General features: G+C 65.9%; 23 protein-coding genes. 11 read left to right on the plus strand and 12 right to left on the minus strand.

All coding sequences use genetic code 11. The features are described 5' to 3' along the window. Positions 1 to 58 precede the first annotated feature (58 nt). The 10 genes from ASE96_RS02185 to ASE96_RS02230 all read right to left on the minus strand — a co-directional run bounded on the left by ASE96_RS02185 (position 59) and on the right by ASE96_RS02230 (position 8,578). Entirely contained in the window at positions 59 to 286 is a 228-nt protein-coding gene (locus ASE96_RS02185; protein WP_056425303.1) for a Flp family type IVb pilin, read from the minus strand. Positions 287 to 540: 254 nt separating this feature from the next. Further along, positions 541 to 1,422, minus strand: coding sequence for a type II secretion system F family protein (locus ASE96_RS02190; RefSeq protein WP_056425306.1), 882 nt, complete (start codon positions 1,420 to 1,422; stop codon positions 541 to 543). Positions 1,423 to 1,436: 14 nt separating this feature from the next. Continuing rightward, entirely contained in the window at positions 1,437 to 2,366 is a 930-nt protein-coding gene (locus ASE96_RS02195) for a type II secretion system F family protein (RefSeq protein ID WP_235500074.1), read from the minus strand. 23 nt (positions 2,367 to 2,389) lie between these two features. Beyond that, positions 2,390 to 3,721: a CpaF family protein gene (locus tag ASE96_RS02200; protein WP_235500110.1), complete on the minus strand. Its 1,332-nt coding sequence runs from the start codon at positions 3,719 to 3,721 to the stop codon at positions 2,390 to 2,392. 146 nt (positions 3,722 to 3,867) lie between these two features. After that, a complete protein-coding gene (locus tag ASE96_RS02205) occupies positions 3,868 to 5,073 on the minus strand; it encodes an AAA family ATPase (RefSeq protein ID WP_056425316.1) in 1,206 nt (401 codons plus the stop codon). Then, a complete protein-coding gene (gene cpaB / locus ASE96_RS02210) occupies positions 5,070 to 5,852 on the minus strand; it encodes a Flp pilus assembly protein CpaB (RefSeq protein WP_056425319.1) in 783 nt (260 codons plus the stop codon). The genes ASE96_RS02205 and cpaB overlap by 4 nt, the downstream gene beginning before the upstream one ends. 22 nt (positions 5,853 to 5,874) lie before the next feature. Then, positions 5,875 to 6,894, minus strand: a complete 1,020-nt coding sequence (locus tag ASE96_RS02215) for a pilus assembly protein TadG-related protein (protein WP_056425322.1) — start codon at positions 6,892 to 6,894, stop codon at positions 5,875 to 5,877. Continuing rightward, positions 6,882 to 7,286 (minus strand): TadE/TadG family type IV pilus assembly protein, encoded by a 405-nt coding sequence (locus tag ASE96_RS02220; RefSeq protein ID WP_056425325.1) that lies wholly within the window; start codon positions 7,284 to 7,286, stop codon positions 6,882 to 6,884. Before ASE96_RS02220 ends, ASE96_RS02215 begins: the two co-directional genes overlap by 13 nt. A 137-nt stretch (positions 7,287 to 7,423) precedes the next feature. Next, entirely contained in the window at positions 7,424 to 7,642 is a 219-nt protein-coding gene (locus ASE96_RS02225; RefSeq protein ID WP_056425330.1) for a Flp family type IVb pilin, read from the minus strand. A 270-nt stretch (positions 7,643 to 7,912) separates the two neighbouring features. Then, positions 7,913 to 8,578: a prepilin peptidase gene (locus ASE96_RS02230; protein ID WP_235500075.1), complete on the minus strand. Its 666-nt coding sequence runs from the start codon at positions 8,576 to 8,578 to the stop codon at positions 7,913 to 7,915. Positions 8,579 to 8,871: 293 nt separating this feature from the next. On the opposite strand from ASE96_RS02230, the gene rplM reads away from it, so the two are divergent. The 3 genes from rplM to glmM all read left to right on the plus strand — a co-directional run bounded on the left by rplM (position 8,872) and on the right by glmM (position 11,392). After that, positions 8,872 to 9,315, plus strand: coding sequence for a 50S ribosomal protein L13 (gene rplM / locus ASE96_RS02235; protein ID WP_056425332.1), 444 nt, complete (start codon positions 8,872 to 8,874; stop codon positions 9,313 to 9,315). A gap of 36 nt (positions 9,316 to 9,351) precedes the next feature. Then, positions 9,352 to 9,861: a 30S ribosomal protein S9 gene (rpsI, locus tag ASE96_RS02240; protein WP_056425334.1), complete on the plus strand. Its 510-nt coding sequence runs from the start codon at positions 9,352 to 9,354 to the stop codon at positions 9,859 to 9,861. A gap of 169 nt (positions 9,862 to 10,030) precedes the next feature. After that, positions 10,031 to 11,392: a phosphoglucosamine mutase gene (glmM, locus tag ASE96_RS02245; RefSeq protein ID WP_056425339.1), complete on the plus strand. Its 1,362-nt coding sequence runs from the start codon at positions 10,031 to 10,033 to the stop codon at positions 11,390 to 11,392. A gap of 76 nt (positions 11,393 to 11,468) precedes the next feature. Here glmM and ASE96_RS02250 read toward each other — a convergent pair whose 3' ends face one another. Then, positions 11,469 to 12,383, minus strand: coding sequence for a M15 family metallopeptidase (locus ASE96_RS02250; protein WP_056425340.1), 915 nt, complete (start codon positions 12,381 to 12,383; stop codon positions 11,469 to 11,471). Positions 12,384 to 12,388: 5 nt separating this feature from the next. Then, on the minus strand, positions 12,389 to 13,354 hold the full coding sequence (coaA, locus tag ASE96_RS02255; RefSeq protein ID WP_082492526.1) for a type I pantothenate kinase: 966 nt from the start codon (positions 13,352 to 13,354) through the stop codon (positions 12,389 to 12,391). Positions 13,355 to 13,488: 134 nt separating this feature from the next. Here coaA and glmS point away from each other — a divergent pair, with 134 nt between their 5' ends. From glmS to ASE96_RS02295, 8 genes are all read left to right on the plus strand, one after another. Further along, on the plus strand, positions 13,489 to 15,381 hold the full coding sequence (gene glmS, locus ASE96_RS02260) for a glutamine--fructose-6-phosphate transaminase (isomerizing) (RefSeq protein ID WP_056425343.1): 1,893 nt from the start codon (positions 13,489 to 13,491) through the stop codon (positions 15,379 to 15,381). Between the two features lie 4 nt (positions 15,382 to 15,385). Beyond that, positions 15,386 to 15,733 carry a holo-ACP synthase gene (locus ASE96_RS02265; protein ID WP_056425346.1) on the plus strand — a complete coding sequence of 116 codons (348 nt, stop codon included), beginning with the start codon at positions 15,386 to 15,388 and terminating at the stop codon, positions 15,731 to 15,733. A gap of 61 nt (positions 15,734 to 15,794) precedes the next feature. Beyond that, the gene (locus ASE96_RS02270) at positions 15,795 to 17,309 is read left to right on the plus strand and encodes an NAD(P)H-hydrate epimerase (protein WP_082492527.1); all 1,515 of its coding nucleotides are present in this window, start codon (positions 15,795 to 15,797) and stop codon (positions 17,307 to 17,309) included. Between the two features lie 91 nt (positions 17,310 to 17,400). Next, complete coding sequence (gene glgX / locus ASE96_RS02275) at positions 17,401 to 19,638, plus strand: glycogen debranching protein GlgX (RefSeq protein WP_056425351.1); 2,238 nt, start codon at positions 17,401 to 17,403, stop codon at positions 19,636 to 19,638. Further along, a complete protein-coding gene (treY, locus tag ASE96_RS02280) occupies positions 19,635 to 21,974 on the plus strand; it encodes a malto-oligosyltrehalose synthase (protein ID WP_056425354.1) in 2,340 nt (779 codons plus the stop codon). Before glgX ends, treY begins: the two co-directional genes overlap by 4 nt. A 44-nt stretch (positions 21,975 to 22,018) precedes the next feature. Then, positions 22,019 to 23,815, plus strand: a complete 1,797-nt coding sequence (treZ, locus tag ASE96_RS02285; protein WP_056425357.1) for a malto-oligosyltrehalose trehalohydrolase — start codon at positions 22,019 to 22,021, stop codon at positions 23,813 to 23,815. A 15-nt stretch (positions 23,816 to 23,830) separates the two neighbouring features. Continuing rightward, entirely contained in the window at positions 23,831 to 24,868 is a 1,038-nt protein-coding gene (gene mgrA, locus ASE96_RS02290; protein WP_056425360.1) for an L-glyceraldehyde 3-phosphate reductase, read from the plus strand. A 170-nt stretch (positions 24,869 to 25,038) separates the two neighbouring features. Continuing rightward, the gene (locus ASE96_RS02295) at positions 25,039 to 26,124 is read left to right on the plus strand and encodes an inositol-3-phosphate synthase (protein WP_056425363.1); all 1,086 of its coding nucleotides are present in this window, start codon (positions 25,039 to 25,041) and stop codon (positions 26,122 to 26,124) included. Positions 26,125 to 26,204: the final 80 nt, after the last annotated feature.

Consider the following 26,204-nt stretch of genomic DNA (forward strand, 5'->3'; position numbering starts at 1 on the left):
GGCTCGATGTCGCCACCACACAGTCATTGACCGAAGCGCAGTGCCTGGGCTGCGGTGCTTACGGGGCGCAAGTTCCCCCGCCGGCGTCTGCACCGGCCGTGTAGGTGCCGCCGCTAACGGAGCACTGGACCTGGGTGAAGGTGTCGGTCAATGTTCCGCCCAAAAGGGTCACGGCGATGATGATCACGACGGCGATGAGCGAGACCATGATGCCGTATTCGACGGCGGTGGCGCCGCGCTGGTCGCGGCGAAGGCGGGTTGCGAGGTTGGAGAAAAAGGAACGCATGGGTGACTCCTGAGCGAGTTGGGAGGCTGGCCCTGCACCAGCACTGAGAGGAACTTAGCAACGGGCGACACGCCGAGGAATCGACCTTGACGCATCCTGTGCCAAGGCTTCCCGAACTGCACGTTTCCTGTACATTCCCTGCGCAGATTCTGCGCTGGTCCACAGCGAACTGCTGGACACGCAGGAGGACCCCCTTGGCTCTGGGGTCCAAGGGGGTCCGGTCTGTGGGGCAGTCCCAAAGCAGGGACTGCCAATTATTGGTTGGCGAAGACTTCGATGATGCTGAGCACAGTGGGTCCAAGCACCACGATGAAGAGCGTGGGAAGGATGAAGAAGATGAGCGGAAACAACATCTTCACGGGCATTTTCATGGCGTGTTCTTCGGCCCGCTGGCGGCGCTTGACGCGCATATCCTTCGCTTGCGACTCGAGCACCTTGGCGATGGCGATGCCGTAGGTGTCTGCCTGGACTACGGCCCGGACGAAGGACCTCAGATCCGGGACGTCAACGCGCTGTGCCATCGCCAAGTAGGCTTCTTTGCGGGAGCGGCCCACCTGGATGTCCTGCAGGGTTCTGATCAGCTCGTCGGCCAGCGGCCCCTGGCCGTTCTGCCCGGCTCGAGCCATCGCGGACTCAAAGCCGAGGCCGGCCTGGACAGAGATCAGCATTTGGTCCAAGACGTTGGGAAGCTCAAGCTTGATGGCCTGGCGGCGCTTTTGTGCGTAGTTCCGGATCAGTATGTCGGGCAGGAAGTAGGCCAACGCCGTGATCCCCACCATCAGCAGCACTTTCGGGGGTGTGGGCCCGGAAGCAACAACGAAGATGCCCATCATGGCTCCGGCCAACGCAAGCATAGGTTTCACCATAACCACCCGGGCCAGCGGCCAGTCCTTGGGACGGCCGGCACCAGCGAGCTGCTTGTCCAGCCAGGCGGCATAGCCCTGAGGCATCGCCTTCTTGGTCAGTGCTGCGAGCTGTTCATTGGCCGTGAGGGTGGATCCACCGGCGTTGGGACTCCGCCCCAGATTGGACTGGATATTCCTCAGTCCCGCTCGATCTCCCGTGAACGCGAGCCACGTCATGACGGAGATTGGGAGGACGACCGCCAGGATGGCGGCATAGGCAATAGTTTGCACGGCTCTCTCCTTTCTCAGAACTTCGGCTTGATAATTCGACTGAGCCAGAAGCCGCCCCCGGTGAGGAACACCAAGGCAGCCGCGATCATCAGATAGCCCGGGAGCGTGGCGAGGAAGACCTGCTGGTAGAGGGAGTTGAAGAGGGTCAGCATCGTGAACATCACGATGGGAAGGGCCATCAGCACGACCGCAGACATCTTGCCCTCCGCACTGAGCGCCCGGATCTGACCTCGGATCTGGTTTCGATCCCTAATGGTCTCGCCCACATTGTCTAGCACCTGGGCCAGGTCTCCGCCGACTTCCCGGTGAATATCAATGGCCCTGGCAATGGCGCCGAAATCCTCGTTGGCAGTCCGGCGAGCGACATCGTTCAGTGAATCACCGAGGTCCCGCCCGATCCTGGTCTCATTCACGACCCGGTTCAGTTCCTCCGTCATCGGCGCTTCGTTCTCCTGGGCGGCAGCGTCAACAGAACGCAGCAAGCTGTGCCCGGCCCGCAGCCCTCCTGCGAACATCTGCAGGGTATCGGGTACCTGTTCATCGAACTTCTTGCGCCGCCTGGCGACCAACAGATTAAGGAAAACGATGAGGCCAAGGGGAGTGAGGACCAGCGTGACGACGGCCAAGCCCGGGCCACCCAGGAGGAAGCCCAAGACGACGGCGACGAAGGTCACGGCACCGGCCATTAGCAGATAGTCACCCGGCTGTTTCTTGAGGCCTGCCTCTTCCAGCTTGTCCCGGCTGAGGGGCCCGGAGCCATTGCGACGGACCCCCTTGTTCAGGGTCTGCACGGCCTGGTCCGTGAGCTTAGTCAGGTTCGAAGAATGGATCTCTGCGAAGTCGGGACGGCGGCGGGAGAGCTCCACTTGCCGGGACCTGAAAACGATGGCGACAGTGATGGCCAATGCTGCATAGACCAACAACAGGCCGGCAACGAAGGACATGGGTGAAAGTTCGGGAAGCATCGCTACCGCCCCCTGACGGGCTGGGCGGCGCCGAACACAGCCGGGGAAATGGCGATCCCGAGTTCTGCAAAACGATCCGTGAACCGCGGGCGGACGCCGGTGGGTACAGGTTTGCCGAGAAAGCGTCCGTTCTCGTCGACTCCTGCTGAATAGTCGAAGACGAAGGCGTCCTGCAGCGTGACGATGTCGCCTTCCATGCCCTGGACTTCGGTGATGTGGGTTACGCGTCGAGTGCCGTCACGGAGCCTGGAAATGTGGACAATGACGTTCACCGCCGAGGCGACCTGCTCGCGGACCGCCCGGAGCGGAAGGTCCATTCCTGCCATGAGCACGAGCGTTTCGAGCCGGGCAATGGCATCGCGGGGCGAATTAGCATGCACAGTGGAGATGGATCCGTCGTGGCCCGTATTCATGGCCTGCAACATGTCCAGGCACTCGCCGCCGCGGACCTCGCCGACAACGATCCGATCCGGCCGCATACGCAACGAGTTGCGCACCAGGTCACGGATAGAGACTTCGCCCTTGCCCTCTATGTTCTGTGGCCGGCTCTCCAGCCGGACCACGTGGTCCTGCTGGAGCTGGAGCTCCACGGCATCCTCGATGGTGACAATCCGGTCCGTGGCGGGGATGAAGGAGGAGAGCACGTTCAAGAGGGTCGTCTTGCCCGTGCCGGTACCACCGGAAACAATGATGTTCATCCTTGCCAGTACGCAGGCCTGAAGCAGTTCGGCCATCTCGGGGGAGAGGCTGCCCATGCTGATCAGGTTTTGTGCTGTCAGGGGATCCCGGCCGAATTTTCGGATCGTCAACGCCGGGCCATTCACCGCGAGGGGCGGAATGATGGCGTTGACGCGTGAACCGTCGGCCAGCCGGGCATCCACGAGGGGCGAAGATTCATCGATGCGACGTCCTATGCGCGACACAATCCGTTCGATGACTCGGCGCAACGCTTCATCAGAGGTGAATTTCGTGTCCGTCAGGTGGAGCTGCCCTGCGCGTTCAACATAGATCTGGTCGAAACGGTTGACCATGACCTCTGTGACGGCCGGGTCATCCAGGAACCGCTGAATCGGTCCGTGCCCCAGGACGTCGTCCGTGATTTCGCGGATCAGGCGTTGCCTCTCCAGCGCCGTGAGCGGAATTTGTTCCTCCTCAAGGACCGCCTTGAGCTCGTCCTTGACCGACTGATGGAGTTCTGCCTCCTCGATCGAGGAGTCAGTGATCCGGCCGCCAAGCCGTTCGAAGAGTGCTTGGCTGGCGCGTTCCTTGAGGGCGTTGAGTGCTTCGCTGGCGACGGACGCTGTCTGCTGGACTTCGACGGGGTCGGTCTGCAGTTCGGCTGCTTCCTTGGCCTCCAGGATCCGGCCAAGGGTTGCCGGTGCTGCCTGGAACCGGGACGCGTCTGGCTGCGCCGGTGCTTTGTCCAGGGATGGGGCGGGCTCGGCTCCTCCGCGCAATTGCTGGAGTCGGTCTGTGAGGCTCACTGGAATACCGCCCTTCTGTGCAGTTGCTTGTGCGGTCTGGCTTCCCAATCGGGCTTGAACCGGTCGACCAACCGCCGAAGACCCTTGGACGCGGGATCCCGGTTGCCCTCCTGGAGAACGGGAACGCCTTTGTTCGTGGAGAACGGGAGGCTTTTGGAGCGTGGCAACACCACGTCAACGGGCGCCCCGATGGTGGCTTCCACGTCCTGCAAGCTCAGACCGGCGCGGCGGTCGGCCATGTTCAGGACGATGTGGCGTTGTTCCGGAACCAGCGCGAGCTCCTCGAGGATCTGGAAGCCGGTCCGCAGGCCCCTGATGCTCGGGACGTCCATTCCGCAAATCCACACCGCGTCCGTGGCCTGTTCGAGCGTGGCCAGGACGTGCTCGCCCAGACCGGGTGCCGTGTCCACCACGATGTACCGGAACTCCTGCCGGAGCTGTTCCAAAAGGTGCGAAACGTGAGCGGCCGTGATCCGGTCCATCTCTACGGGGGAGCGTGGGGCGCACAAGGCGTAGATGCCGGCCGGGTGGACCGTCAAATAGGTCTTAAGGACCATGGAATCCTGGCTGGCGGCACCAAGTACTGCGTCGGTGAGGGTGAACTCCGGCTCCAGCAGCAGACCGCTGGCGACGTCCCCGAACTGGAGATCGAGGTCGACAATGACGACGCTCATCGGTGCTGTCTTGCCGAGCCCGACTGCAAGGTTGGTGGCTACCGTCGTCTTGCCGACGCCGCCCTTGGGCGACATCACGGCGATGATCCGGCCGCCCCCGCCGTTGTCCACATGCTCCGAGGCCTGGGGTGCCAGCCCTCTCCTGCGGCCCGCTGCCGCGAGGCTTGCCCGTTCCAGCATGACGCGGATCGTGTCCGGGTCGGCGCCCGGGTCCAAGAGGTCGCGGACGCCGACGCGCATCGCCTGCAGTACGGTCTCCGGGGTGGAAGGAGCCGCTAGGATGACGCTGATCTCGGGATACTGAAGGTCCACGACTGACGCGAGTTTCAGCGAGCCGTCGACCGAGATGCCTGGACCCAGGATCAGGACCTCGGGAGGCTCTCCCACCATTTGGCGGAGAACGTCCCCGGGGCCGTCAGGAAGGTGGTCGCTCTGGAACACCTGGAGCGAGCCGTGCATGCCGGCTGTAGCAAGCCGGACCAGCCGTTCAAAGTCACCGTTGGGCGTGATGAGTACGTAGCGGCTCATCGGAACAACCTTGTGGTGTCAACGTAGGATGCCCCGGCTTCAGTTGCATCGCTGGGCTCCTTGGAAAGGTATACCTTGCCGAACTCCGCGGCGAAGACAATCCGTTCGGCGTCTGCCGAGTTCCTGGCGATGGTGATGAGGTAGGTTTCGTCGGTTTGTGCCTTGGAAGCCGTCGTGGACGATACTTGGCTGGTTCCCGACGCGGTGGCGGATTCGCCGGTCTGCGCTGCAGTACCGTTGCTGAACTGTGCTGCTGTCACCAGTACCTTGTGGAAACTTAGCTGCGTCTTGCTCGACTTGGTACCAGTCTTTCCGTCGGTGGCTTCTTCCAGCGAAAGGAAGACGCCCACTGTGTCGCCGGCGGTGACTTTACCTCCGGCCACGCGTTCAATGGGCAACTTCAGGGTGAGTTCCTGAAGCCCGGTGGGAACCTGGATCCTTGACGGACCGAGGAAGGACTTCTCTTCGACCATCCGGGTGGACAGCAGTTGTTCACCCGGAACCAGCGCTACCGCCGCAACCTTGGACCCCAGCGTTGCCAGATCAGTGACGTTGTGTTCAGCCAACGCGACCTTCGGAACGGACTTCTTTGTGACCGAGGACGCGATCTCCTCAGCGGCAGCTCCGGCCGGAATTGCCTTCTGCACCACGTAGATGGTTTCTGTTTCCGTGCCGGCCAATGCGCGCTTATCCGCGTTTTGAACGTATGAGACGAGTAGCACGGTTCCGATAATTGCCACAAGTAATGCGGCGATGCCTCCCAGCAGGCGTGTTTTCATTTTCTTACCCCTTTGAAATTACCTATTTGATGAGTCGAATATCAACGGATCCGAGGTCCGATCCGGTCCCCCCGGATCCACCGGCGGAATCAATGGATTCGAATTTCACAAACTGTCCGATAATGCCCCTGCAACTTCCGGTGCATGCGTTGGCGGGAACTCCCACCCAGGGCATCGTTGCCCGAAAGACCTCCGGCGATCCGCCGCCCGAAAATGCCCAGCCGATGAGCCGGAAGGTGGCGTACCCCCGGATGTGGAACCAGCCGCCATGACCCGTTCCCCCGGCGTCGTCGTAGACGGGGAACGTGGCTTCTACGGTTCCGCCGGATGCAATCGTGTTTTTCCACGCAGTGACGGTTGCATCGCAAGCGCCGGGGTAGTTCGCACCGGTGTCCGTCGGAACAGTGTCATCAGCATCGGTCGCGGCCAGGCAAGGACCACCGGTGTGGTCAAGCCAGCCGAAGCCGCCGGGGATGACGTGGCCCGAGGTGGACGTGCAGGTTCCGCTGCCGGGCTTGTACTTGATCAACTGGATGTCGCCGGTGTCCTCAGCTCCGGAGAGGTCGTATTGGCAGTCGGAAATGGCCAGAGGGAAGGCGGTTGCGCCGCCAAGCGGCTCGATCACCGCGGTGGCACGTGCGCCCACCGTCACCGGCGGGGCGTTCAGAGCGCTGGCGAACATCTTGGTAAGGAAACCGGCGCCGCTGGTCCCATTGAGGGTGGACGTCACCACGGTCACCTGGTTCGGAACGGAGAGATCCACCGAGTCAACTGTCGTGGCGCCGTCGTTGGAATTTCCGCCGGTCATGTCCTGGGCCCAGACGAGGGCCTTTGCCGAGCACTCGGTCGGTGTGCTGTGGCACTGCTGTGCGGCTGCCATCGCTCCGGCATCGGCTGCGTTCTGCAACTGCGCGCGTTCGGCGTAGATCTGGCCCACGTCCACGGCCATCGCCCCGGCACCGATCAGGACCAACATCATCACCGCGACCAGGACGCCCGTGGCACCCCGCTCCTTGTCCGCAACGCGACTCAGCCGCCGCATCGCATTGACCCTTCGCCCTCAAGGGTGAGGCTCGCGCCGAGCAGCCCGGTCAGGGCGCCGGCGGTGTACGTGACGGTAACGGCCGCGTTGCCAGGTGTCCCCGAACATACGCCGGTGAAATTGAAGCCGAAAGAACCGGGATCGAGTCCCGGCGCGCCGGCAATGCCGGCGGCTATCGCCGCGGTGTCGTCTTGCTCTACTGCCATAGTCCGGGCAGCCTCCCGGGCGGCCTGTGTGACCGAAATCTGAAGATTGTACAGGTGCGAGAATTCGACGATCCCGCCCACGAGGAGCAGCAGGATGGGAGCCACGAGACCAAATTCGACGGCGGCGGCACCCCGCTCGCGCCCTTCGACGCCCTTGCCGGGTGCCTTTGACTTGCTGCGCTTCATTGGATCCCCCCAGGGATATTTGCAGCTAAGGATGGAAAGAAATGTGCCGCGTCCGCGGTGCACGGACGCGGCACATCTGATGTTGCTGAGACCAGCGGTCGGGAGGCTTATCCGACCGAAACCGAAGCCTTGTCCGATTAGCCCCCCGCCGGGACCGTCCAGCCGGTGACAGTGCCGCCGAGGTTGGTGAACCAAGCGCTGAGCGAGTTGCCGAAGAAGGTGGCGCCGCCGATGACCAGGAAAGCGATGAAAGCGACCAGCAGCGAGTATTCCGTCGCGGTGGCGCCCTTTTCCGATGCGAGCTTGTCCTTGACGCCGGCTACAAATGCGAGCATTGAGACCATGAGACCAGTCATTTGAATTTGTCCTTTTCCAGAGTTGTGAATGTGAAACGAAATTCCAGCAAATCCCCTTTTGCTAACCCCTGGAGTTCCGTTGGCACAACAGTGGCACGGCGATTAACGGCACAGCAATGCATCGGGTTACTCGAGTTTTTCGGCACGAATCAAGGGCATTACCTAGGCCCATTTGAATGTGTACTCAGTTCGATGCGGCGACTAAGCGGCGACTACCTGTTTTGATACGCACGCTTACTAATGCGGTCAGAGGTGCGGCAGTGGCAGGAGTTACGGAAGTAACAGGATGACCGCGAGTCCTGCTGCCAGCATCGAGGGGCCGTAGGCCACCTCTTGGGGCTTGTTTCCGCGGTTTTTCGCTATCAGGACGGCGGACGCGAGGCCCCCCGCGACGAACGCCAGGGCTCCGCCATAGAACAGTTGCGTCCAGCCTAGGTAGCCCAAGTACAGCCCAAGTGGTGCCGCGAGCTTCACGTCACCCATTCCGAGGCCGTTTCTGCTGGTCATGGCCAAAACCAGGTAAAAAAAGAACAAGATTACGGACCCGGCGGCTCCGCGAATCAGGTCGCCGGCAGCTCCCGCGGCCAGTGCGGCGGACCCCAAGAGGGCAAAGCCCGCGCCGAGCAGGGGTCCAACAAGCCGGTTCGGCAATAAATGGTGCACTATGTCGATGCGCGCCAAGGGAACGGCGAATATGCCAAGTAATACGTAGGCGGGAAGTTCGGCGGTGGCACCGAAGCGCCACGCCAGCAGGGCCGAGAGGATAAAGGTGGCCGCCGCCGTCGTGATCCCCGCGCGCCACGAGGCGTCGCCGGCCAGCCGGGGGAGCCCCCGCCGGACGAGGGCGTCGGCGATGAGCCCCAGGCACATGCCGGCCAGCCCGATCCCGACAATAGACAACGCGGATGCGGAGCCTGCGGCGGCAGTGTCGAACACGTTTCCTCCAAGGATGCGGCGGGCCGGGGCGGGCTAGATGCATCCGGACACCCCATTTTGACCCAGCGACACGTCTTCCGCTATTCTTGGTAGTCGTTGTGCGTGTCCTTCTCGATGATGCGTGCCCGCTTGGGAATCCGGTTGCAGGATGACTACCCAACGTGCACATTCGAGACTTCAGGACGACTGGTTACATAGAGCCCTCACCTCTGTTCCGGTAGCGCATAGATAGTAGGTGCACCTTCGTGTGACGCCTAAAACAAGAACGCCAGAACAAGAACGAGGCAAACACCGTGCGTACGTACACCCCGAAGCCCGGCGATATCAACCGCCAGTGGCACGTCATTGACGCCACCGACGTTGTCCTTGGTCGTCTTGCCAGCCAGACCGCAATCCTGCTGCGCGGCAAGCACAAGGCCACCTTTGCGTCCCACATGGACATGGGCGACTTCGTCATCATCATCAACGCTGAGAAGGTTGCCCTCACCGGCGCCAAGCTGGAGCAGAAGCGCGCATACCGCCACTCCGGCTACCCGGGCGGCCTGACCTCCGTCAACTACGCGGAACTGCTGGAATCCAACCCGGTCCGCGCCGTGGAGAAGGCCATCAAGGGCATGCTCCCGAAGAACTCCCTCGCTGCACAGCAGCTGGGCAAGCTCAAGGTTTACAAGGGTGCCGAGCACCCCCACGCCGCCCAGCAGCCCAAGACTTTCGAAATCACCCAGGTCGCCCAGTAGTCCTGGCCACCAACCAACTTTTAATCAAGGAGAATCGTGGCTCAGAACGAAGAACTGACCACCGAAGCCGTTGAGGCTGAGGAAAACCTGACCAGCTACACCTCGGAAAGCGGTGCTGCAGAAGCAGCAGCGCCGAAGAAGGAACGCCCGGCACTGACCGTCGCCGGCGCTGCAGTTGGCCGTCGCAAGGAAGCTGTTGCACGCGTTCGCGTTGTACCGGGCTCCGGCAAGTGGACCATCAATGGCCGCGAACTGGCGAACTACTTCCCGAACAAGCTGCACCAGCAGGACGTCAACGAGCCCTTCAAGATCCTTGATCTCGAAGGCGCCTACGACGTTATCGCCCGCATCCACGGTGGCGGCATCTCCGGCCAGGCCGGCGCGCTGCGCCTCGGCATCGCCCGTTCTTTGAACGAGATCGACGTCGACAACAACCGCGCCACCCTGAAGAAGGCCGGTTACCTGCGCCGCGACGCACGCGTCATCGAGCGCAAGAAGGCTGGTCTCAAGAAGGCCCGTAAGGCTCAGCAGTACTCCAAGCGCTAAACCCGCTTGCGGGCGCCAAAAACGCCTCTACGGAAGCCCGTTCCGCCCTTTGTGGCGGGGCGGGCTTTCGCCGTTTAAACAGCGGCAACACAGGCATACGGGCGGCGCCGCGAGGCGGTCCGGCGGCTCGGCACAGGATCCGCCCGCTTGATCGTCTAAACTTGGTCCGATGTCTAGATTATTTGGAACAGATGGTGTCCGGGGCCTGGCGAACGGCCTGTTGACGGCCGAGCTGGCGTTGCAGTTGGCTCAGGCCGCCGCCGTCGTGCTTGGCCATGAGCGCAATACCAACGGAACGCGGCCCCGTGCCGTTGTTGCGCGGGACCCGCGCGCCAGCGGTGAGTTCATCGCGGCAGCCGTGGAGGCGGGGCTCTCGAGCTCCGGGATCGACGTTTACGACGCCGGCGTGCTCCCGACTCCGGCAGCGGCCTACCTGGTGGCAGACTTGGATGCCGACTTCGGCGTGATGATCTCCGCGTCGCACAACCCCGCCCCGGATAACGGCATCAAGTTCTTTGCCCGCGGCGGCCAGAAACTCCCGGACGCTGTGGAAGACGCCATCGAGGAACAGCTCGGCAAGGAGCCTTTCCGCCCGGTCGGGGGAGAGGTGGGCCGGATCCAGCGCTTCTCCGACGCCGAGGACCGCTACATCGTCCATCTGCTCGGCTCCCTCCCGCACCGCCTGGACGGTCTCAAGGTGGTGCTGGACTGCGCCCACGGCGCGGCGAGCGGCTGTTCGCCCCGGGTCTTCAAGGACGCCGGCGCTGAAGTCATCCTCATTGGGGCGGAACCCGACGGCCTGAACATCAACGACGGCGTGGGCTCCACCCATTTGGGACCGCTGAAGCAGGCAGTGCTGGAGCACGGGGCCGATCTGGGGATTGCGCACGACGGCGACGCGGACCGCTGCCTGGCAGTGGACCACGAGGGCGGCGAAGTGGACGGCGACGAGATCATGGCCATCCTTGCCGTGGCACTCAAGGCGTCCGGCAAGCTCAACGACGACGTCCTCGTCGCTACCGTCATGAGCAACCTTGGACTCAAGATCGCGCTCCGCGAGGCCGGCATCAGCCTGCGCGAAACCGGCGTCGGCGACCGCTACGTCTTGGAGGGGATGCGCGAAGGCGGCTACAACCTCGGCGGCGAGCAGTCCGGACACGTGATCTTTGCGGACCACGCTACTACGGGCGACGGCGTCCTCACCGGCCTGCAGATTGCCGCTCAAGTGGCACTCACCGGCCGTCCGCTGAAGGACCTGGCCACGGTGATGACCAAGCTCCCGCAGGTCCTGATCAACGTCAAGGGCGTGGACCGCACCCGGGTCAAGGGCGACGAAGCCGTTGCAGCGGCCGTAGTCGCCGCCGAAGCCGAACTCGGCGACACAGGCCGTGTGCTGCTGCGCCCCTCCGGCACGGAGCCGGTGGTTCGCGTCATGGTGGAGGCCGCGTCGCAGGAGACAGCCCAGGCCGTAGCCGAACGCCTGGCGCAGGTGGTCCGGACCGAGCTGGCACTGGAGCTCGTGGCCGACTGAATCGACTTTTAGCTGAAAACAACAATGGCGCGCCCCGACGGGGCGCGCCATTGCTGTTGCTCCTGGTTCAGTGCCGCTACCGGTACGCCGGCGCCGCCTCAAGACCGAAGTATTGCTCGAGCGTCGTGATTCCCCGCGCCTTCATCTCACCCGCCGCTTCCACGCCGACATAGCGCAGGTGCCAGGGCTCGTAGTAGTACCCCGTGATGTCGTGAAGCATCCACGGGTAGCGCACCACGAAGCCGAACCGGTGGCCGTTGGCCTTGGCCCAGGCCGCCGCGGGCTGATCGGCGAAGCAGGGCTGGAAGCTGCAGGCCCCTCCGCCGTCGCCGATGTCGAAGGACCAGCCGGTCTGGTGCTCGGAGTGGCCAGGCCGGGCTGACGCCGTATCGGCTGCAGCCTGTCCCCGGGAGTTCACATAGCCGTTGTACGTCGAGGTCTGGGTCGCGAAGGACCGGTAGCCGCTGGCCAGCGTCATGGTGACGCCGGCCCCGGCTGCGGCCGCGAACATCTTCTCTGCCGCGGCCGCCGTCGTGCTGTTGAGCAGGGCGGCTTCACCGGACGTGGCCAGGCGCACGCGTGGCTGGACGAGGGCGGCCGGCACGTAGGCGGCAGGGGTCAGCGGACGGTGTTTGTTCACCACCACCCAGGGACTCGCCGGGTCGGTAAGCGAGTGCCGGGGTTTGACGGTGGAGCGTGCGGGCGGTGCGGTCTCCGGCGCCGTTGCCGCGGGACTGGCCGGCACGGACGCAGCTGGCGGTGCGGTGGTGGTGGCCGTGGCGGACGGCGTCGCGGTGACGGGCGCCGACGTCGCGGCCGCTGACGCAGCTGCGGCCGCGGACGGGGTCGGCCGGGCGGCTTCGGGGGCGCAGGCGCTCAGGGCTGCGAGGCCCGTGCCTGCCAGCAGCAGGCGGCTGAAGGCCCGCCGGCTGGCGGTGGGATTGGCTGGTTCCGGTGCCTCCGGATGCTCACCTGACCCGTCGTGGCACACGTGTGCTAGACCTTGCGCAGCAGCATGCGGCGGATGGAATGGTCGGCGTCCTTGGTGAGGACCAGCTGCGCCCGGCCGCGGGTGGGAAGCACGTTCTCCTCAAGGTTGGGTTCGTTGATGCGCTTCCAGATCTCACGGGCCGTCTCTTCCGCCTCGGCGTCCGAGAGCGTGGCGTAACGGTGGAAGTAGGACTCCGGCTGGGCGAACGCCGTGGTGCGGAGTTTGCGGAAGCGGTCCACGTACCACTCCTCGATGTAGGACGTTTTGGCATCAACATAGATGGAAAAATCGAAGAAGTCACTCAACGCCAGGCCCTGCCGGCCGTCATGCCGCGGGCGGGCCGGTGCCAGGACGTTCAGCCCCTCGACGATCAGCACGTCGGGGCGGCGCACCACCACTTCCTTCCCCGGGACGATGTCATAGGTCACGTGGGAGTACCACGGCGCCCGGACTTCCTCGGCGCCGCCTTTGATTTCGCTCACAAAACGGAGCAGCGAGCGGCGGTCATAGGATTCGGGGAACCCCTTGCGCTCCAGCAGTTGCCGCCGCTTGAGTTCCGCCAGCGGGTACAGGAAGCCGTCCGTGGTGATGAGCTCAACATTGGGCGTCCCGGGCCACCGGCGGAGCATCTCGCGCAGCACACGGGCGATGGTCGACTTGCCCACGGCCACCGAGCCGGCGACGCCGATCACGAACGGCGTCCTCTGGGTCTGCTCGCCCAGGAAGGTGGTGGTTGCTGCATGGAGCTGGCCTGCCGCCTCGACATACAGGTGCAACAACCGGGACAGGGGCAGGTAAACCTCGCGGATTTCCTTCATATCAAGGGGATCGCCGAGGCCGCGGAGACGGAGTACGTCCTCCTGGTTGAGGGGCTGCTCCATCTGGGCAGCGAGCCGGGACCAGGTCTGCCGGTCCAGCTCCACGAACGGGGAGACGCCGTCGCCGTTCGCTTCATTGCGTTGCAAAGTCACCCTAGAGATTCTGCCCTCCGCCGGGCCGAGAGCGAAATGGGGCCGCCCCGTACTGCCCCCGCGGGGCGGCGGACGGCGTGTTACTAACGCGGATTCGACGTCGGCTGCCGGGGAAACCCGCTAGGCTTGAGTCCATGTGTGGAATCGTTGGATATGTGGGCCACTCCGCTGGCCGGGTAAATACTGGACACAATGCCTTGGACGTTGTCCTTGAAGGACTGCGGCGACTGGAGTACCGGGGGTACGACTCTGCGGGCATCGCAGTGGTAGCCGACGGAACCATTTCGTCCCGCAAGAAGTCGGGCAAACTGAGCAACCTCATTGCCGAACTCGACGCCAACCCCCTCCCGGAATCGCTGACCGGCATCGGCCACACCCGCTGGGCCACCCACGGCGGACCGACGGACCAGAACGCCCACCCGCATCTCGCCGATGACGGCAAGCTGGCCGTGATCCACAACGGCATCATCGAAAACTTCGCCGAACTCAAGCTGGAACTCACCCGCAAGGGCGTGACGTTCCTGTCCGAAACCGACACCGAGGTCGCGGCCGCGCTGCTGGCCGACATCTACCGCAACCAGCTCGGGGGCGACTCCGCCAACGGCGGCCTCACCAAGGCCATGCAGCTCGCCTGCCAGCGACTCGAAGGCGCCTTCACCCTCCTCGCCGTGCACGCGGACCAGCCCGACGTCGTCGTGGCGGCCCGCCGCAACTCCCCGCTCGTCGTCGGGCTCGGTGACGGCGAGAACTTCCTCGGCTCCGACGTCTCCGGCTTCATCGACTACACACGCCGCGCCGTCGAACTCGGCCAGGACCAGATCGTGACGATCACCGCCGACACCGTGGAAATCACGGACTTCTACGGCGCCCCGGCCGAAGGCAAGGAATACCACGTCAACTGGGACCCGGCCTCCGCGGAAAAGGGCGGCTTCCCGTCCTTCATGGAAAAGGAAATCCACGACCAGCCGGACGCCGTCCTGCAGACCCTTCTGGGCCGCTCGGACATCAACGGCCGCCTGACCCTCGACGAACTCCGGATTGACCCGGAACTGCTCAAGAGCGTCAGCAAGATCATCGTCCTCGCCTGCGGAACCTCCGCCTATGCCGGGCAGGTCGCCAAGTACGCGATCGAACGCTGGTGCCGGATTCCCACAGAGGTGGAGCTCTCCCACGAATTCCGCTACCGCGACCCGATCGTGGACGAGAACACCCTGATCGTCTCGATCTCCCAGTCCGGCGAGACCATGGACACCCTGATGGCCGTCCGTTACGCCAAGGAACAGGGCGCTAAGACGGTTTCCATCTGCAACACCAACGGCTCCACGATCCCGCGCGAATCCGATGCGGTGCTCTACACCCACGCCGGCCCGGAAATCGCCGTCGCCTCCACCAAGGCCTTCCTGGCGCAGATCACCGCCGCCTACCTCCTGGGCCTCTACCTTGCCCAGCTGCGCGGCAACAAGTTCCAGGGCGAGATCAAGGACATCCTGGCGGACCTCAACAAGATCCCCGCCAAGATCCAGCAGGTCCTCGACAACGAAGACCAGATCAAGGAACTCGGCCGGTCCATGGCGGACGCCAAGTCCGTGCTGTTCCTGGGCCGCCACGTCGGCTTCCCGGTGGCCATGGAGGGCGCGCTCAAGCTCAAGGAGCTCGCCTACATCCACGCCGAGGGCTTCGCCGCCGGTGAACTCAAGCACGGTCCGATTGCGCTGATCGAGGAGGGCCAGCCCGTCTTCGTGGTGGTTCCCTCACCCCGCGGCCGCGACTCGCTGCACGCCAAGGTTGTCTCCAACATCCAGGAAGTCCGGGCCCGCGGCGCCCGGACGATCGTGATCGCGGAGGAGGGGGACGAAGCCGTCAAGGCCTACGCCGAGCACGTCTTCTACATCCCCGAAACCCCGACGCTGCTGGCCCCGCTGCTCAGCACGGTCCCGCTGCAGATCTTTGCCCTCGCCCTGGCATCCGCCAAAGGCTACGACGTGGACCAGCCTCGCAACCTGGCCAAGAGCGTGACCGTAGAATAACGCCATGATCGTTGGCATTGGCGTAGACGTCGTAGACATTGACCGGTTCGGCCGGCAGCTGGAGCGCACCCCCGGGCTGCGCGACCGGCTGTTCGTCCCCGCGGAACGCGAACTGAACACGCGGTCCCTGGCTGCCCGGTTCGCCGCCAAGGAAGCCGTGGCGAAGGTCCTCGGCGCTCCGGCAGGCATGAACTGGCAGGACTGCTGGATCGGTCTTGACGAAAACGGGCCCACCGTCCAGGTCAAAGGCACGGTGCTGGCCGTGGCGGAGTCAAAGGGCGTCAAGCGCTGGCACCTCTCGATGAGCCACGACGGCGGCATTGCCACCGCAACGGTCATCGCCGAGGGCTGAACTCCACCTGCCTGACCAGACCCGGACATCCCGCAGACTGCACCGCGAATGGACTGAAACCATGATCAGCGCCTACACCGGAACCCAGATACGAGAGGCTGAGAAGCCTTTCCTGGATAAAGGTGTGGGCGCTGTTCTTATGCAAAGGGCAGCCCACGGGCTGGCCAACGCCGTGGTCCGCGAACTGCGGTCCCGCGGCCAGCGCCTCTACGGCGCCAGCGTCACGGTCCTCGCCGGCAAGGGCAACAACGGCGGGGACGGGCTGTTCGCGGCCGCCATGCTGGCCCGCCGCGGCATGCGGACGACGGCGGTCCTCGCCGCGGGGGAGGCCCACCCGCAAGGACTCGCGGCCCTGGCAAAAGCCGGCGGCCGGGTGATCCGCCTGACGCCGGACACCATCGCCGGCGCAGCGGCGGCCGCCGCACAGTCCGGCGTCGTCATTGACGCGGTGCTGGGAACTGGCGCGCAGGGCGGACTCCGGGGCCCTGCGGCGGAGCTGATCGAGGCGCTGGGACGCTCCCGGCCCGGACTCGTGGTGGCCTGCGACATTCCCAGCGGTGTGGACGCCGACACCGGAGAAGCCCATACCCCTGTTCTCCGCGCGGACCTGACCGTGACGTTCGGGGCGGCCAAGGCGGGCCTGCTGGCCGACCCGGGCGCGGACTTCGCCGGCCGCGTCCAGGTGATTCCGATCGGCATCGAGGCCGCCCTCCCGGAGCCGGCCCTGCGCCGCTTCGAGGCGGCGGATCTGCAATTGCTGCTCCCGCATCCCGGACGGCGCTCCCACAAATACTCCCGCGGCGTCCTGGGCGTGGTGGCCGGCTCGCAGCGGTACCCCGGCGCGGCGGTTCTCGCCTGCCACGGCGCGCTGGCCGCCGGCGTGGGCATGGTGCGCTACCTTGGACCCCCGGACGTCGCCGACCTGGTCCGCCGCTCCTGCCCCGAAGTCGTCTGCGGCACCGGCAGTCCCGCGGATGCCCACGTCCAGGCCTGGCTCCTGGGCCCGGGGCTTGACGAGGAAGCCCACGAGCAGCTGGAGCGCGTCCGCGACGCCGCAGCCACCGGGCTGCCGGTGGTGGCCGATGCCGGCGCTCTGCCGGCCCTGCCCCGCGCGCTCGCCCCGCGGTTCGTGCTGACACCGCATGCCGGCGAACTGGCCGCGTTGCTGGCGCGGTACGGCACGGACCCCGGCCGCGACGGCGTGGAGAACGCCACGCTCGCGGCCGTCCGGCAGGCCAGTGAACTGACCGGGGCCACCGTCCTCCTCAAGGGCGCCACCACGCTCGTCGCCGCCCCCTCGGGTACCGTCTTCAGCCAGGCCGAAGCCACTCCCTGGCTGGCCGCGGCCGGCAGCGGGGACGTCCTGGCCGGGATCCTGGGAGCCCTGCTCGCGCAGCTGGCCGGCAGCCCCGAAACCCAAGCGTCCTTCGGCATCCGCGGCGATGACCGCTGGGCGGGCATCGCAGCGCTGGCCGCCAGCGTCCATGGCCGGGCCGGAACCCTCGCCTCGGGCGGCGGGCCGGTGGCGGCGTCGGACGTGGCGACATCCGTGCGGGAGGTCATGACGACGGTGTAACAAATCCGGGCGTTCAGTGCGCCGAGTCAATTAGTAACCCTGCTTACAAGTAGTCTGTCTAGAGAAATTTCGCCACGCACGAGGAGTACACATGGAAGTCTGGCCCGGAACGGCTTACCCGCTGGGAGCCACTTTTGACGGCACCGGCACCAATTTTGCCCTGTTCAGCGAGCGTGCCGAACGCGTAGAGCTGTGCCTCCTCGCGGATGACCTGAGCGAGACGCGGATCGAGCTGACCGAAGTGGACGGCTACGTGTGGCACTGCTACCTGCCGCAGGTCCAGCCCGGCCAGAAGTACGGGTACCGGGTCCACGGGCCGTACGAGCCGGAGCACGGCAACCGCTTCAACCCCAACAAGCTGCTGATGGATCCCTACGCCAAGGCCGTCCAGGGCCAGATCGACTGGGACCCGGCGCTGTTCACCTATGAATTCGGCGACCCTGACTCCCGGAACGACGCCGACTCGGCGCCCCACACCATGCACGGCGTGGTGATCAACCCCTTCTTCGAATGGGACGGCGACCGCCAACTGCGGATCCCCTACCACCAGTCGGTCATCTACGAGGCCCACGTCAAGGGCCTGACGGAACTGCACCCGGAGGTCCCGGACGAGCAGCGCGGCACCTATGCCGGCGTCGCGCACCCGGCCGTGATCGAGCACCTGAAGAAGCTCGGCGTCACCGCGATCGAACTTATGCCCGTCCACCAGTTCGTCAACGACGGCACGCTCCAGGAGAAGGGCCTCAACAACTACTGGGGCTACAACACCATCGGCTTCTTCGCCCCGCAGAACACCTACAGCTCCTCCGGCGATGTGGGGCACCAGGTCCAGGAGTTCAAGGCCATGGTCCGCGACCTGCACCGGGCCGGCATCGAAGTGATCCTGGATGTGGTCTACAACCACACCGCCGAAGGCAACCACCTCGGGCCCACACTTTCCTTCAAGGGCATCGACAACCAGGCCTACTACCGGCTGGTCGACGACGACATGAAGCACTACATGGACTACACGGGCACCGGAAATTCCCTGAACGTCCGGCACCCGCACTCGCTCCAGCTGCTGATGGATTCCCTGCGGTACTGGGTGACGGAGATGCACGTCGACGGCTTCCGCTTCGACCTTGCCTCCACGCTGGCCCGCGAGTTCTACGACGTGGACAAGCTCTCCACCTTCTTCGAACTCATCCAGCAGGACCCGATCGTCTCCCAGGTCAAACTGATCGCCGAGCCCTGGGACATCGGCCCGGGCGGATACCAGGTGGGCAACTTCCCGCCGCAGTGGACCGAATGGAACGGCAAGTACCGCGACACGGTCCGCGACTTCTGGCGCGGAGAGCCCTCCACCCTGGGCGAATTCGCCTCCCGCCTGACCGGCTCCGCGGACCTGTACGAAAGCTCTGCGCGGCGCCCCGTGGCGTCGATCAACTTCGTCACGGCCCACGACGGCTTCACCATGCGCGACCTGGTCTCCTACAACGAGAAGCACAACGACGCCAACGGCGAGGGCAACAACGACGGCGAATCCCACAACCGGTCCTGGAACTGCGGCGAGGAGGGGGACACGGACAACGACGAGGTCCTGACCCTCCGCGCCCGCCAGCAGCGCAACTTCATCGCCACCCTGTTGCTCTCGCAGGGTGTCCCCATGCTGCTGCACGGTGACGAGCTGGGCCGCACCCAGCAGGGCAACAACAACACCTATTGCCAGGACTCCGAGCTGAGCTGGATCCACTGGGACGCAATGGACCAGCCGCTGGTGGAGTTCACCGCGTTCGTCAACAAGATCCGCCACGACCACCCGACGTTCCGCCGCAGCCGCTTCTTCGACGGCCGGCCGGTGGTCCGCGGTGAGGGCGAGAAACTGCCGGACATCGTCTGGCTGAAGACCGACGGCACCGGAATGCTGCCCGAGGACTGGGGCAGCGGCTTCGGCCGGACGATCGGCGTGTTCCTCAACGGCCACGGCATCCAGGAGCAGGACTCCCGCGGCCGCCGGATCACCGACGACAGCTTCCTGCTGGCCTTCAACGCCCATGACGACAGCGTGGACTTCTGCCTGCCGGCCGAGGAGTACTCGCCCTTCTGGGATGTACTGGTGGACACCGCGGACCAGGCCGACACCGAGAAGCCGATCAAGGCGGGCTCGGTGCTGAAACTGGCAGCCAAGTCCATGGTGGTGCTCCGGGCTCACTCCGGCCCCGAGGTGGAGGTGGACTACTCCGCGGCCGCATCACTGGCCTCGATGGCCGAGCACGAGGACGCACTAGAGGAAATGGTGGAGGCCCAGGACGAGGCCGCCGAAGCCGTCTCGAAGGCTGCCGCCAAATGAGGACTCCGGTCTCCACTTACCGGCTGCAGATCCGGCCCGGCTTCACCCTCCAGGATGCCGCCGAGACCGTGCCCTACCTGAAGTCGCTCGGCGTGGACTGGATCTACCTCTCGCCGATCCTCACCGCGGAGAAGGGCTCGGACCACGGCTATGACGTGACCGACCCCTCCGCGATCGACCCGGACCGCGGCGGCCCCGAGGGTCTGGCCGCCGCGGCGCGGGCGGCCCGTGAGGCCGGCATGGGCGTGCTCGTCGACATCGTGCCCAACCATGTCGGCGTTGCCACCCCCATCCAGAACCCGTGGTGGTGGTCGCTGCTCAAGGAAGGACAGCAGTCCCGCTACGCCCAGGCGTTCGACGTCGACTGGGACTTCGGCGGCGGCCGGATCCGGATCCCCGTGCTGGGATCCGACTCCGACGTCGACGCGCTGGAAATCCGGGACGGGGAGCTGCGGTACTACGACCACCGCTTCCCGCTGGCCGAGGGAAGCTATACCGCAGGTGACCCCACTGCGGACGACCCGCGCGCGGTCCACGACCGGCAGCACTACGAGCTGGTCGGCTGGCGCCGGGCCGACAACGAGCTGAACTACCGCCGGTTCTTCGCCGTCAACAGCCTGGCCGGCATCCGGGTGGAGCTCCCCGAGGTCTTCGACGAAGCCCACGCCGAGATTGTCCGCTGGTTCCGCGAAGGCCTGGTGGACGGACTCCGGATCGACCACCCGGACGGCCTGGCCGATCCGGAGGGGTACCTGCGCCTGCTCCGCGAGGTCACGGGCGGCAGCTACCTGCTGATCGAAAAGATCCTCGAACCCGGTGAGGTCCTTCCGGAGAGTTTCGACTGCGAGGGCACCACCGGCTACGACGCCCTCGCAGACGTGGACCGGCTCTTCGTCGATCCCGCCGGGCAGGAAGCCCTGGACGCCCTCGACGCCGAGCTGCGTGGCGGCCAGGCGGCGGACTACGAGGACATGATCCGGGGCACCAAGCGCCGGATCACGGACGGGATCCTCCACTCCGAGATGCTCCGGCTGGCGCGGCTGGTGCCGTCCGGCACGGGACTCACGGTGGAAGCGGCCGCCGATGCCCTCTCCGAGATCATCGCCGCCTTCCCGGTGTACCGCAGCTACCTTCCCGAAGGCGCCGACGTGCTGAAGGAAGCGTGCGAACTTGCCGTCCGGCGCCGTCCGGAGCTGGCGGACGCCGTCGGACTGCTGCTGCCGCTGCTCCTCGACGCCGGCCCGGAACCGGGCGCCGAACTGGGACGCCGCTTCCAGCAGACCTCCGGCATGGTCATGGCCAAGGGCGTGGAGGACACCGCGTTCTTCCGCTACACCCGGCTCGGCACCCTGACGGAGGTCGGGGCCGATCCCACCGAGTTCTCGGTCGCGCCGGAGGAGTTCCATCACCGGATGGCGCGCCGCCAGGCCGAGATCCCGCTGTCCATGACCACACTGAGCACCCACGACACCAAACGCAGCGAGGACACCCGTGCGCGGATTTCCGTGCTCGCTGAGGTGGCGGGGGACTGGAAGGCCGCCCTGGCCCGGCTGCAGGAACTGGCGCCGCTGCCCGACGGGCCGCTCGCCAACCTGCTGTGGCAGGCGATCGCCGGTGCCTGGCCCGCGGACCGTGACCGGCTCCAGTCGTATGCGCAGAAGGCCGCCCGGGAGGCCGGCAACTCCACCGACTGGCTGGACCCGGACGCCGCCTTCGAGGAGAAGCTGGCCGCCGCCGTCGACGCGGCCTTCGACAACCCTGCCGTCCGGGCGGAACTGGAGTCTCTCGTGGAGCTCCTGGCGACGTATGGCGCCATCAATTCGCTCGGCGCCAAGCTCGTACAGCTGACCATGCCGGGCGTCCCGGACGTCTACCAGGGCACCGAGTTCTGGGACCGCTCGCTGACCGATCCGGACAACCGGCGGCCGTTCGACTACGGTGCGCGGCGCGCGGCCCTGGCCGCGCTCGACGCCGGCGACCGCCCGGCGTCGTACACCGACGACGCCGCGAAGCTCCTGGTGACCTCGCGAGCCCTGCGCCTGCGCCGCGACCGTCCGGAGCTGTTCACGGGCTACCGGCCCGTTGCCGCAACCGGGGCGGCCGCCGGGCACCTCATCGGCTTTGACCGCGGCAGTGCCGCCGGCGCAGGCGCCGTCACGCTCGCCACCCGGCTGCCCCGCGGACTGGAGCAGCAGGGCGGCTGGCAGGACACCGCCGTCGAACTGTCCGTGGACATGACGGACGAACTGACGGGAACCACGTTCGACGCCGGCCCCGTCCGGCTTGCCGACATCCTGCGTGACTACCCGGTGGCGCTGCTGGTGCCCACCTCCTGACCGCACCGACTGACCCACCGACCCCCGGGGAACGGAAGAATGCCATGACCTTGCCTGCACACGGAACCGAACGCTTCAACGTCTGGGCGCCGGACGCCCAGGCCGTCACCCTGCTCGCCGGCGGCCGGGAGTACCCGATGCGCCGGACCGACAGCCCTGCAAGTCCGGACGGCACAGCAAGTCCGGACGGCACAGGTGGCTGGTGGACCGCCCCGGACGCCCCCGCCGCCGGGGACGTTGACTACGGCTACCTGATCGACGGGGACACCACACCGCTGCCGGACCCCCGGTCCCGGCGGCAGCCTGCCGGTGTCCACGCCCTGTCGCGGACCTTCGACGCCGGCAACCACGAGTGGTCGGACGGGCAGTGGCAGGGGCGCGGGCTGCAGGGAGCGGTGATCTACGAACTGCACGTGGGGACGTTCACCCCCGAGGGAACGCTGGACGCGGCCGCCGGGAAGCTCGACTACTTGGTGGACCTCGGCGTCGATTTCGTGGAGCTGCTGCCGGTGAACGGCTTCAACGGCACCCACAACTGGGGTTACGACGGTGTCCTCTGGTACGCCGTGCACGAAGGCTACGGCGGACCCGCCGCCTACCAGCGCTTCGTGGACGCGGCCCATGCCGCCGGGCTGGGCGTCATTCAGGACGTGGTCTACAACCACCTCGGCCCCAGCGGGAACTACCTTCCGCGCTTCGGGCCATACCTGAAATCGGGGGAGGGCAACACCTGGGGCGACTCGGTGAACCTCGACGGCCCCGGTTCCGACGTCGTGCGCGCCTACATCCTCGAGAACGCCGCCATGTGGCTGCGGGATTACCACGTGGACGGGCTCCGGCTCGACGCGGTGCACGCCTTCAAGGACGAGCGGGCCGTGCACCTGCTGGAGGAGTTCGGTGCGCTCGCGGACGGAATCTCTGCCGAAACCGGCCGCCCCGCCACCATGATCGCCGAGTCGGACCTCAACGACCCGCGCCTGCTCTACCCGCGGGACGTCAACGGCTACGGACTGGCGGGGCAGTGGAGCGACGACTTCCACCATGCCGTGCACGTCAACGTCAGCGGCGAGGCCACGGGCTACTACGCTGACTTCGAATCCCTCGAGGCCCTGGCGAAGGTCCTGGTTGACGGGTTCTTCCATGACGGCAGCTACTCCAGCTTCCGCGGTCGCCACCACGGCCGGCCCATCAACACGGCCGCGGTCCACCCGGCGGCGCTGGTGGTCTGCAGCCAGAACCATGACCAGATCGGCAACCGGGCCACCGGCGACCGGCTGTCCCAGACGCTGGGGTACGGGCAGCTGGCGCTGGCCGCCGTCGCAACCCTGACCTCACCGTTCACGCCGATGCTGTTCATGGGCGAGGAATACGGTGCCACCACGCCGTGGCAGTTCTTCACCTCGCATCCGGAGCCGGAACTCGGCCGGGCCACTGCGGAGGGCCGGATCAAGGAGTTCGAACGGATGGGCTGGGACCCCGCCGTCGTGCCGGACCCGCAGGACCCGGAAACCTTCACCCGTTCCCGGCTCAATTGGGCAGAAGCCGCGGACGGCGACCACGCCCGCCTGCTTGACCTGTACCGCCGGCTCATCGCGTTGCGCCGTGCGACGCCGGAGCTGTCCGGTCTGGGCTTCGAGGACACTGCGGTGGCCTTCAGCGAGGCCGACCGCTGGCTCCGGCTGCGTCGCGGCAGCGTGGAGGTCGCGATGAACTTCTCCGCCGAACCGCGCCGGCTCGCTGTGGCCGGCGCCTCGATCGCACTGGCCACTGACGACGCCGTGCGCCTCGACAGCGGCCAGCTGGACCTGCCCGGCCACAGTGCCGCCATCATCTCGAAGTAAGACAGGATGTTACGTATGACTTATGTTGCAGCAGATACCCGTTATGACTCCATGCCCTACCGCCGCGTCGGCCGCAGCGGGCTGAAGCTCCCCGCCATTTCGCTCGGCCTGTGGCACAACTTCGGCGACGACAAGCCCTTCGAAACCCAGCGCGCCATCCTGCGCCGCGCCTTCGACCTCGGCGTCAACCACTTCGACCTGGCCAACAACTACGGTCCTCTCGCCGGTTCCGCCGAGACCAACTTCGGCCGGCACCTCCGCGATGACTTCGCCCCCTACCGCGACGAACTCATCATCTCCACCAAGGCCGGCTACAACATGTGGCCGGGCCCGTTCGGCGAATGGGGCTCCCGGAAGTACCTGCTGGCCAGCCTGGACCAGTCGCTGAACCGGATGGGCCTGGACTACGTGGACATCTTCTACAGCCACCGCCCCGACCCGGAAACGCCGATGGAAGAGACCATGGGTGCCCTGGACCAGGCCGTCCGCTCCGGGAAGGCCCTCTACGCAGGCATCTCCTCCTACACCCCGGAGCAGACCCTCGAGGCCGCCCGGATCCTCAAGGAGCTCGGCACCCCGCTGCTGATCCACCAGCCCAGCTACTCCATGCTGAACCGCTGGACCGAAAACGGCAGCCCCAACCTCTACGAGGCGCTGGAACAGGTGGGAGCGGGCTCGATCGCGTTCTCGCCGCTGGCACAGGGCATGCTGACCGACCGCTACCTGGACGGGATCCCGGCCGATTCCCGCGCCGCACAGGAGAAGTCCCTGGACGAGAACAGCATCACCGAGGACAAGCTGGACCGCGTGCGGGGACTGCACCGGATCGCGGAAAGCCGCGGGCAGTCCCTGGCGCAGATGGCCATCGCGTGGATCCTGCGGGAGCAGGGCAAGGGCGCCCCGGTGACATCCGCACTGGTCGGCGCGTCCAGTGTCCGCCAGCTCGAGGACACCCTGTCCGCGATCAACAACCTCGACTTCACCGCGGAGGAGCTGACAGCGATCGACGAGTTCGCTGTCGAGTCCGATATCAACCTGTGGGCCCAGAAGTAGCTGGCCCCGCCTCCCGGTAATACCGGCGGCGCGGCGGCCCGGGAACAACTCAGGCCGCCGCGCCGTTGACTAGAATGCTAATGGCGCCGTACGGTGCCGTGCCCGCTGCCGCCGTCGTGCATCAGAGTACTTCCGCACCGGGCATAAGAAGTTGTCCCCAAAGGAGTTCCGTGTCTTCACATCCGATTCGTGTTGCAATCGTCGGCGTAGGTAACTGTGCCACTTCGCTGGTCCAGGGCGTTGAGTACTACCGGGACGCCGATCCCCAGGCCACGATCCCGGGCCTGATGCACGTGGAGTTCGGCAAGTACCACGTCAACGACGTCCAGTTCGTCGCCGCGTTCGACGTCGACGCCAAGAAGGTGGGCCAGGACCTGTCCGCCGCCATCCTGGCCAGCGAAAACAACACCATCAAGATCGCCGACGTCCCGCCGACCGGTGTGACCGTCCAGCGCGGCCCGACCCTCGACGGGCTCGGCAAGTACTACCTTGAGACCATCGAGCAGTCCCCGGAGGAGCCGGTCGACGTCGTCCAGGCGCTCAAGGACGCCAACGTTGACGTGATGGTCTGCTACCTGCCGGTCGGCTCGCAGGAAGCTGCGGAGTACTACGCCCAGTGCGCGATCGACGCCGGCGTGGGCTTCGTCAACGCCCTCCCGGTCTTCATCGCCGGCACCAAGGCCTGGGCGGACAAGTTCACCGCCGCCGGCGTCCCGATTGTGGGCGATGACATCAAGAGCCAGATCGGCGCCACCATCACGCACCGCGTCATGGCGAAACTGTTCGAGGACCGCGGCGTGACCCTGGACCGCACGTACCAGCTGAACGTCGGCGGCAACATGGACTTCAAGAACATGCTGGAGCGGGACCGCCTCGAGTCCAAGAAGATCTCCAAGACCCAGGCCGTGACATCCAACGTGGAGGCCGAGCTGGCCGCCAAGGATGTCCACATCGGCCCGTCGGACTACGTCCAGTGGCTTGACGACCGCAAGTGGGCCTTTGTCCGCCTCGAGGGCCGCAACTTCGGCGACGCCCCGGTGTCGCTGGAATACAAGCTGGAAGTCTGGGACTCACCCAACTCCGCCGGTGTGATCATCGACGCCATCCGCGCCGCCAAGATCGGCCTGGACCGCGGCATCGGCGGCCCGCTGCTCTCCGCCTCGAGCTACTTCATGAAGTCCCCGCCGGAGCAGTTCAACGACGACCTCGCCCGCGAAAAGGTCGAGGCCTTCATCCGCGGCGACCTGGAGCGCTAAACCCGCCCTCCGACGCTCCCGCACTTTTGGCGCGTTCCACCCCGACGCTCCCGCACCTTTGGTGTGGGAGCGTCGTGCGT

Source organism: Arthrobacter sp. Leaf69 (assembly GCF_001422645.1).
Taxonomy (GTDB): domain Bacteria; phylum Actinomycetota; class Actinomycetes; order Actinomycetales; family Micrococcaceae; genus Arthrobacter.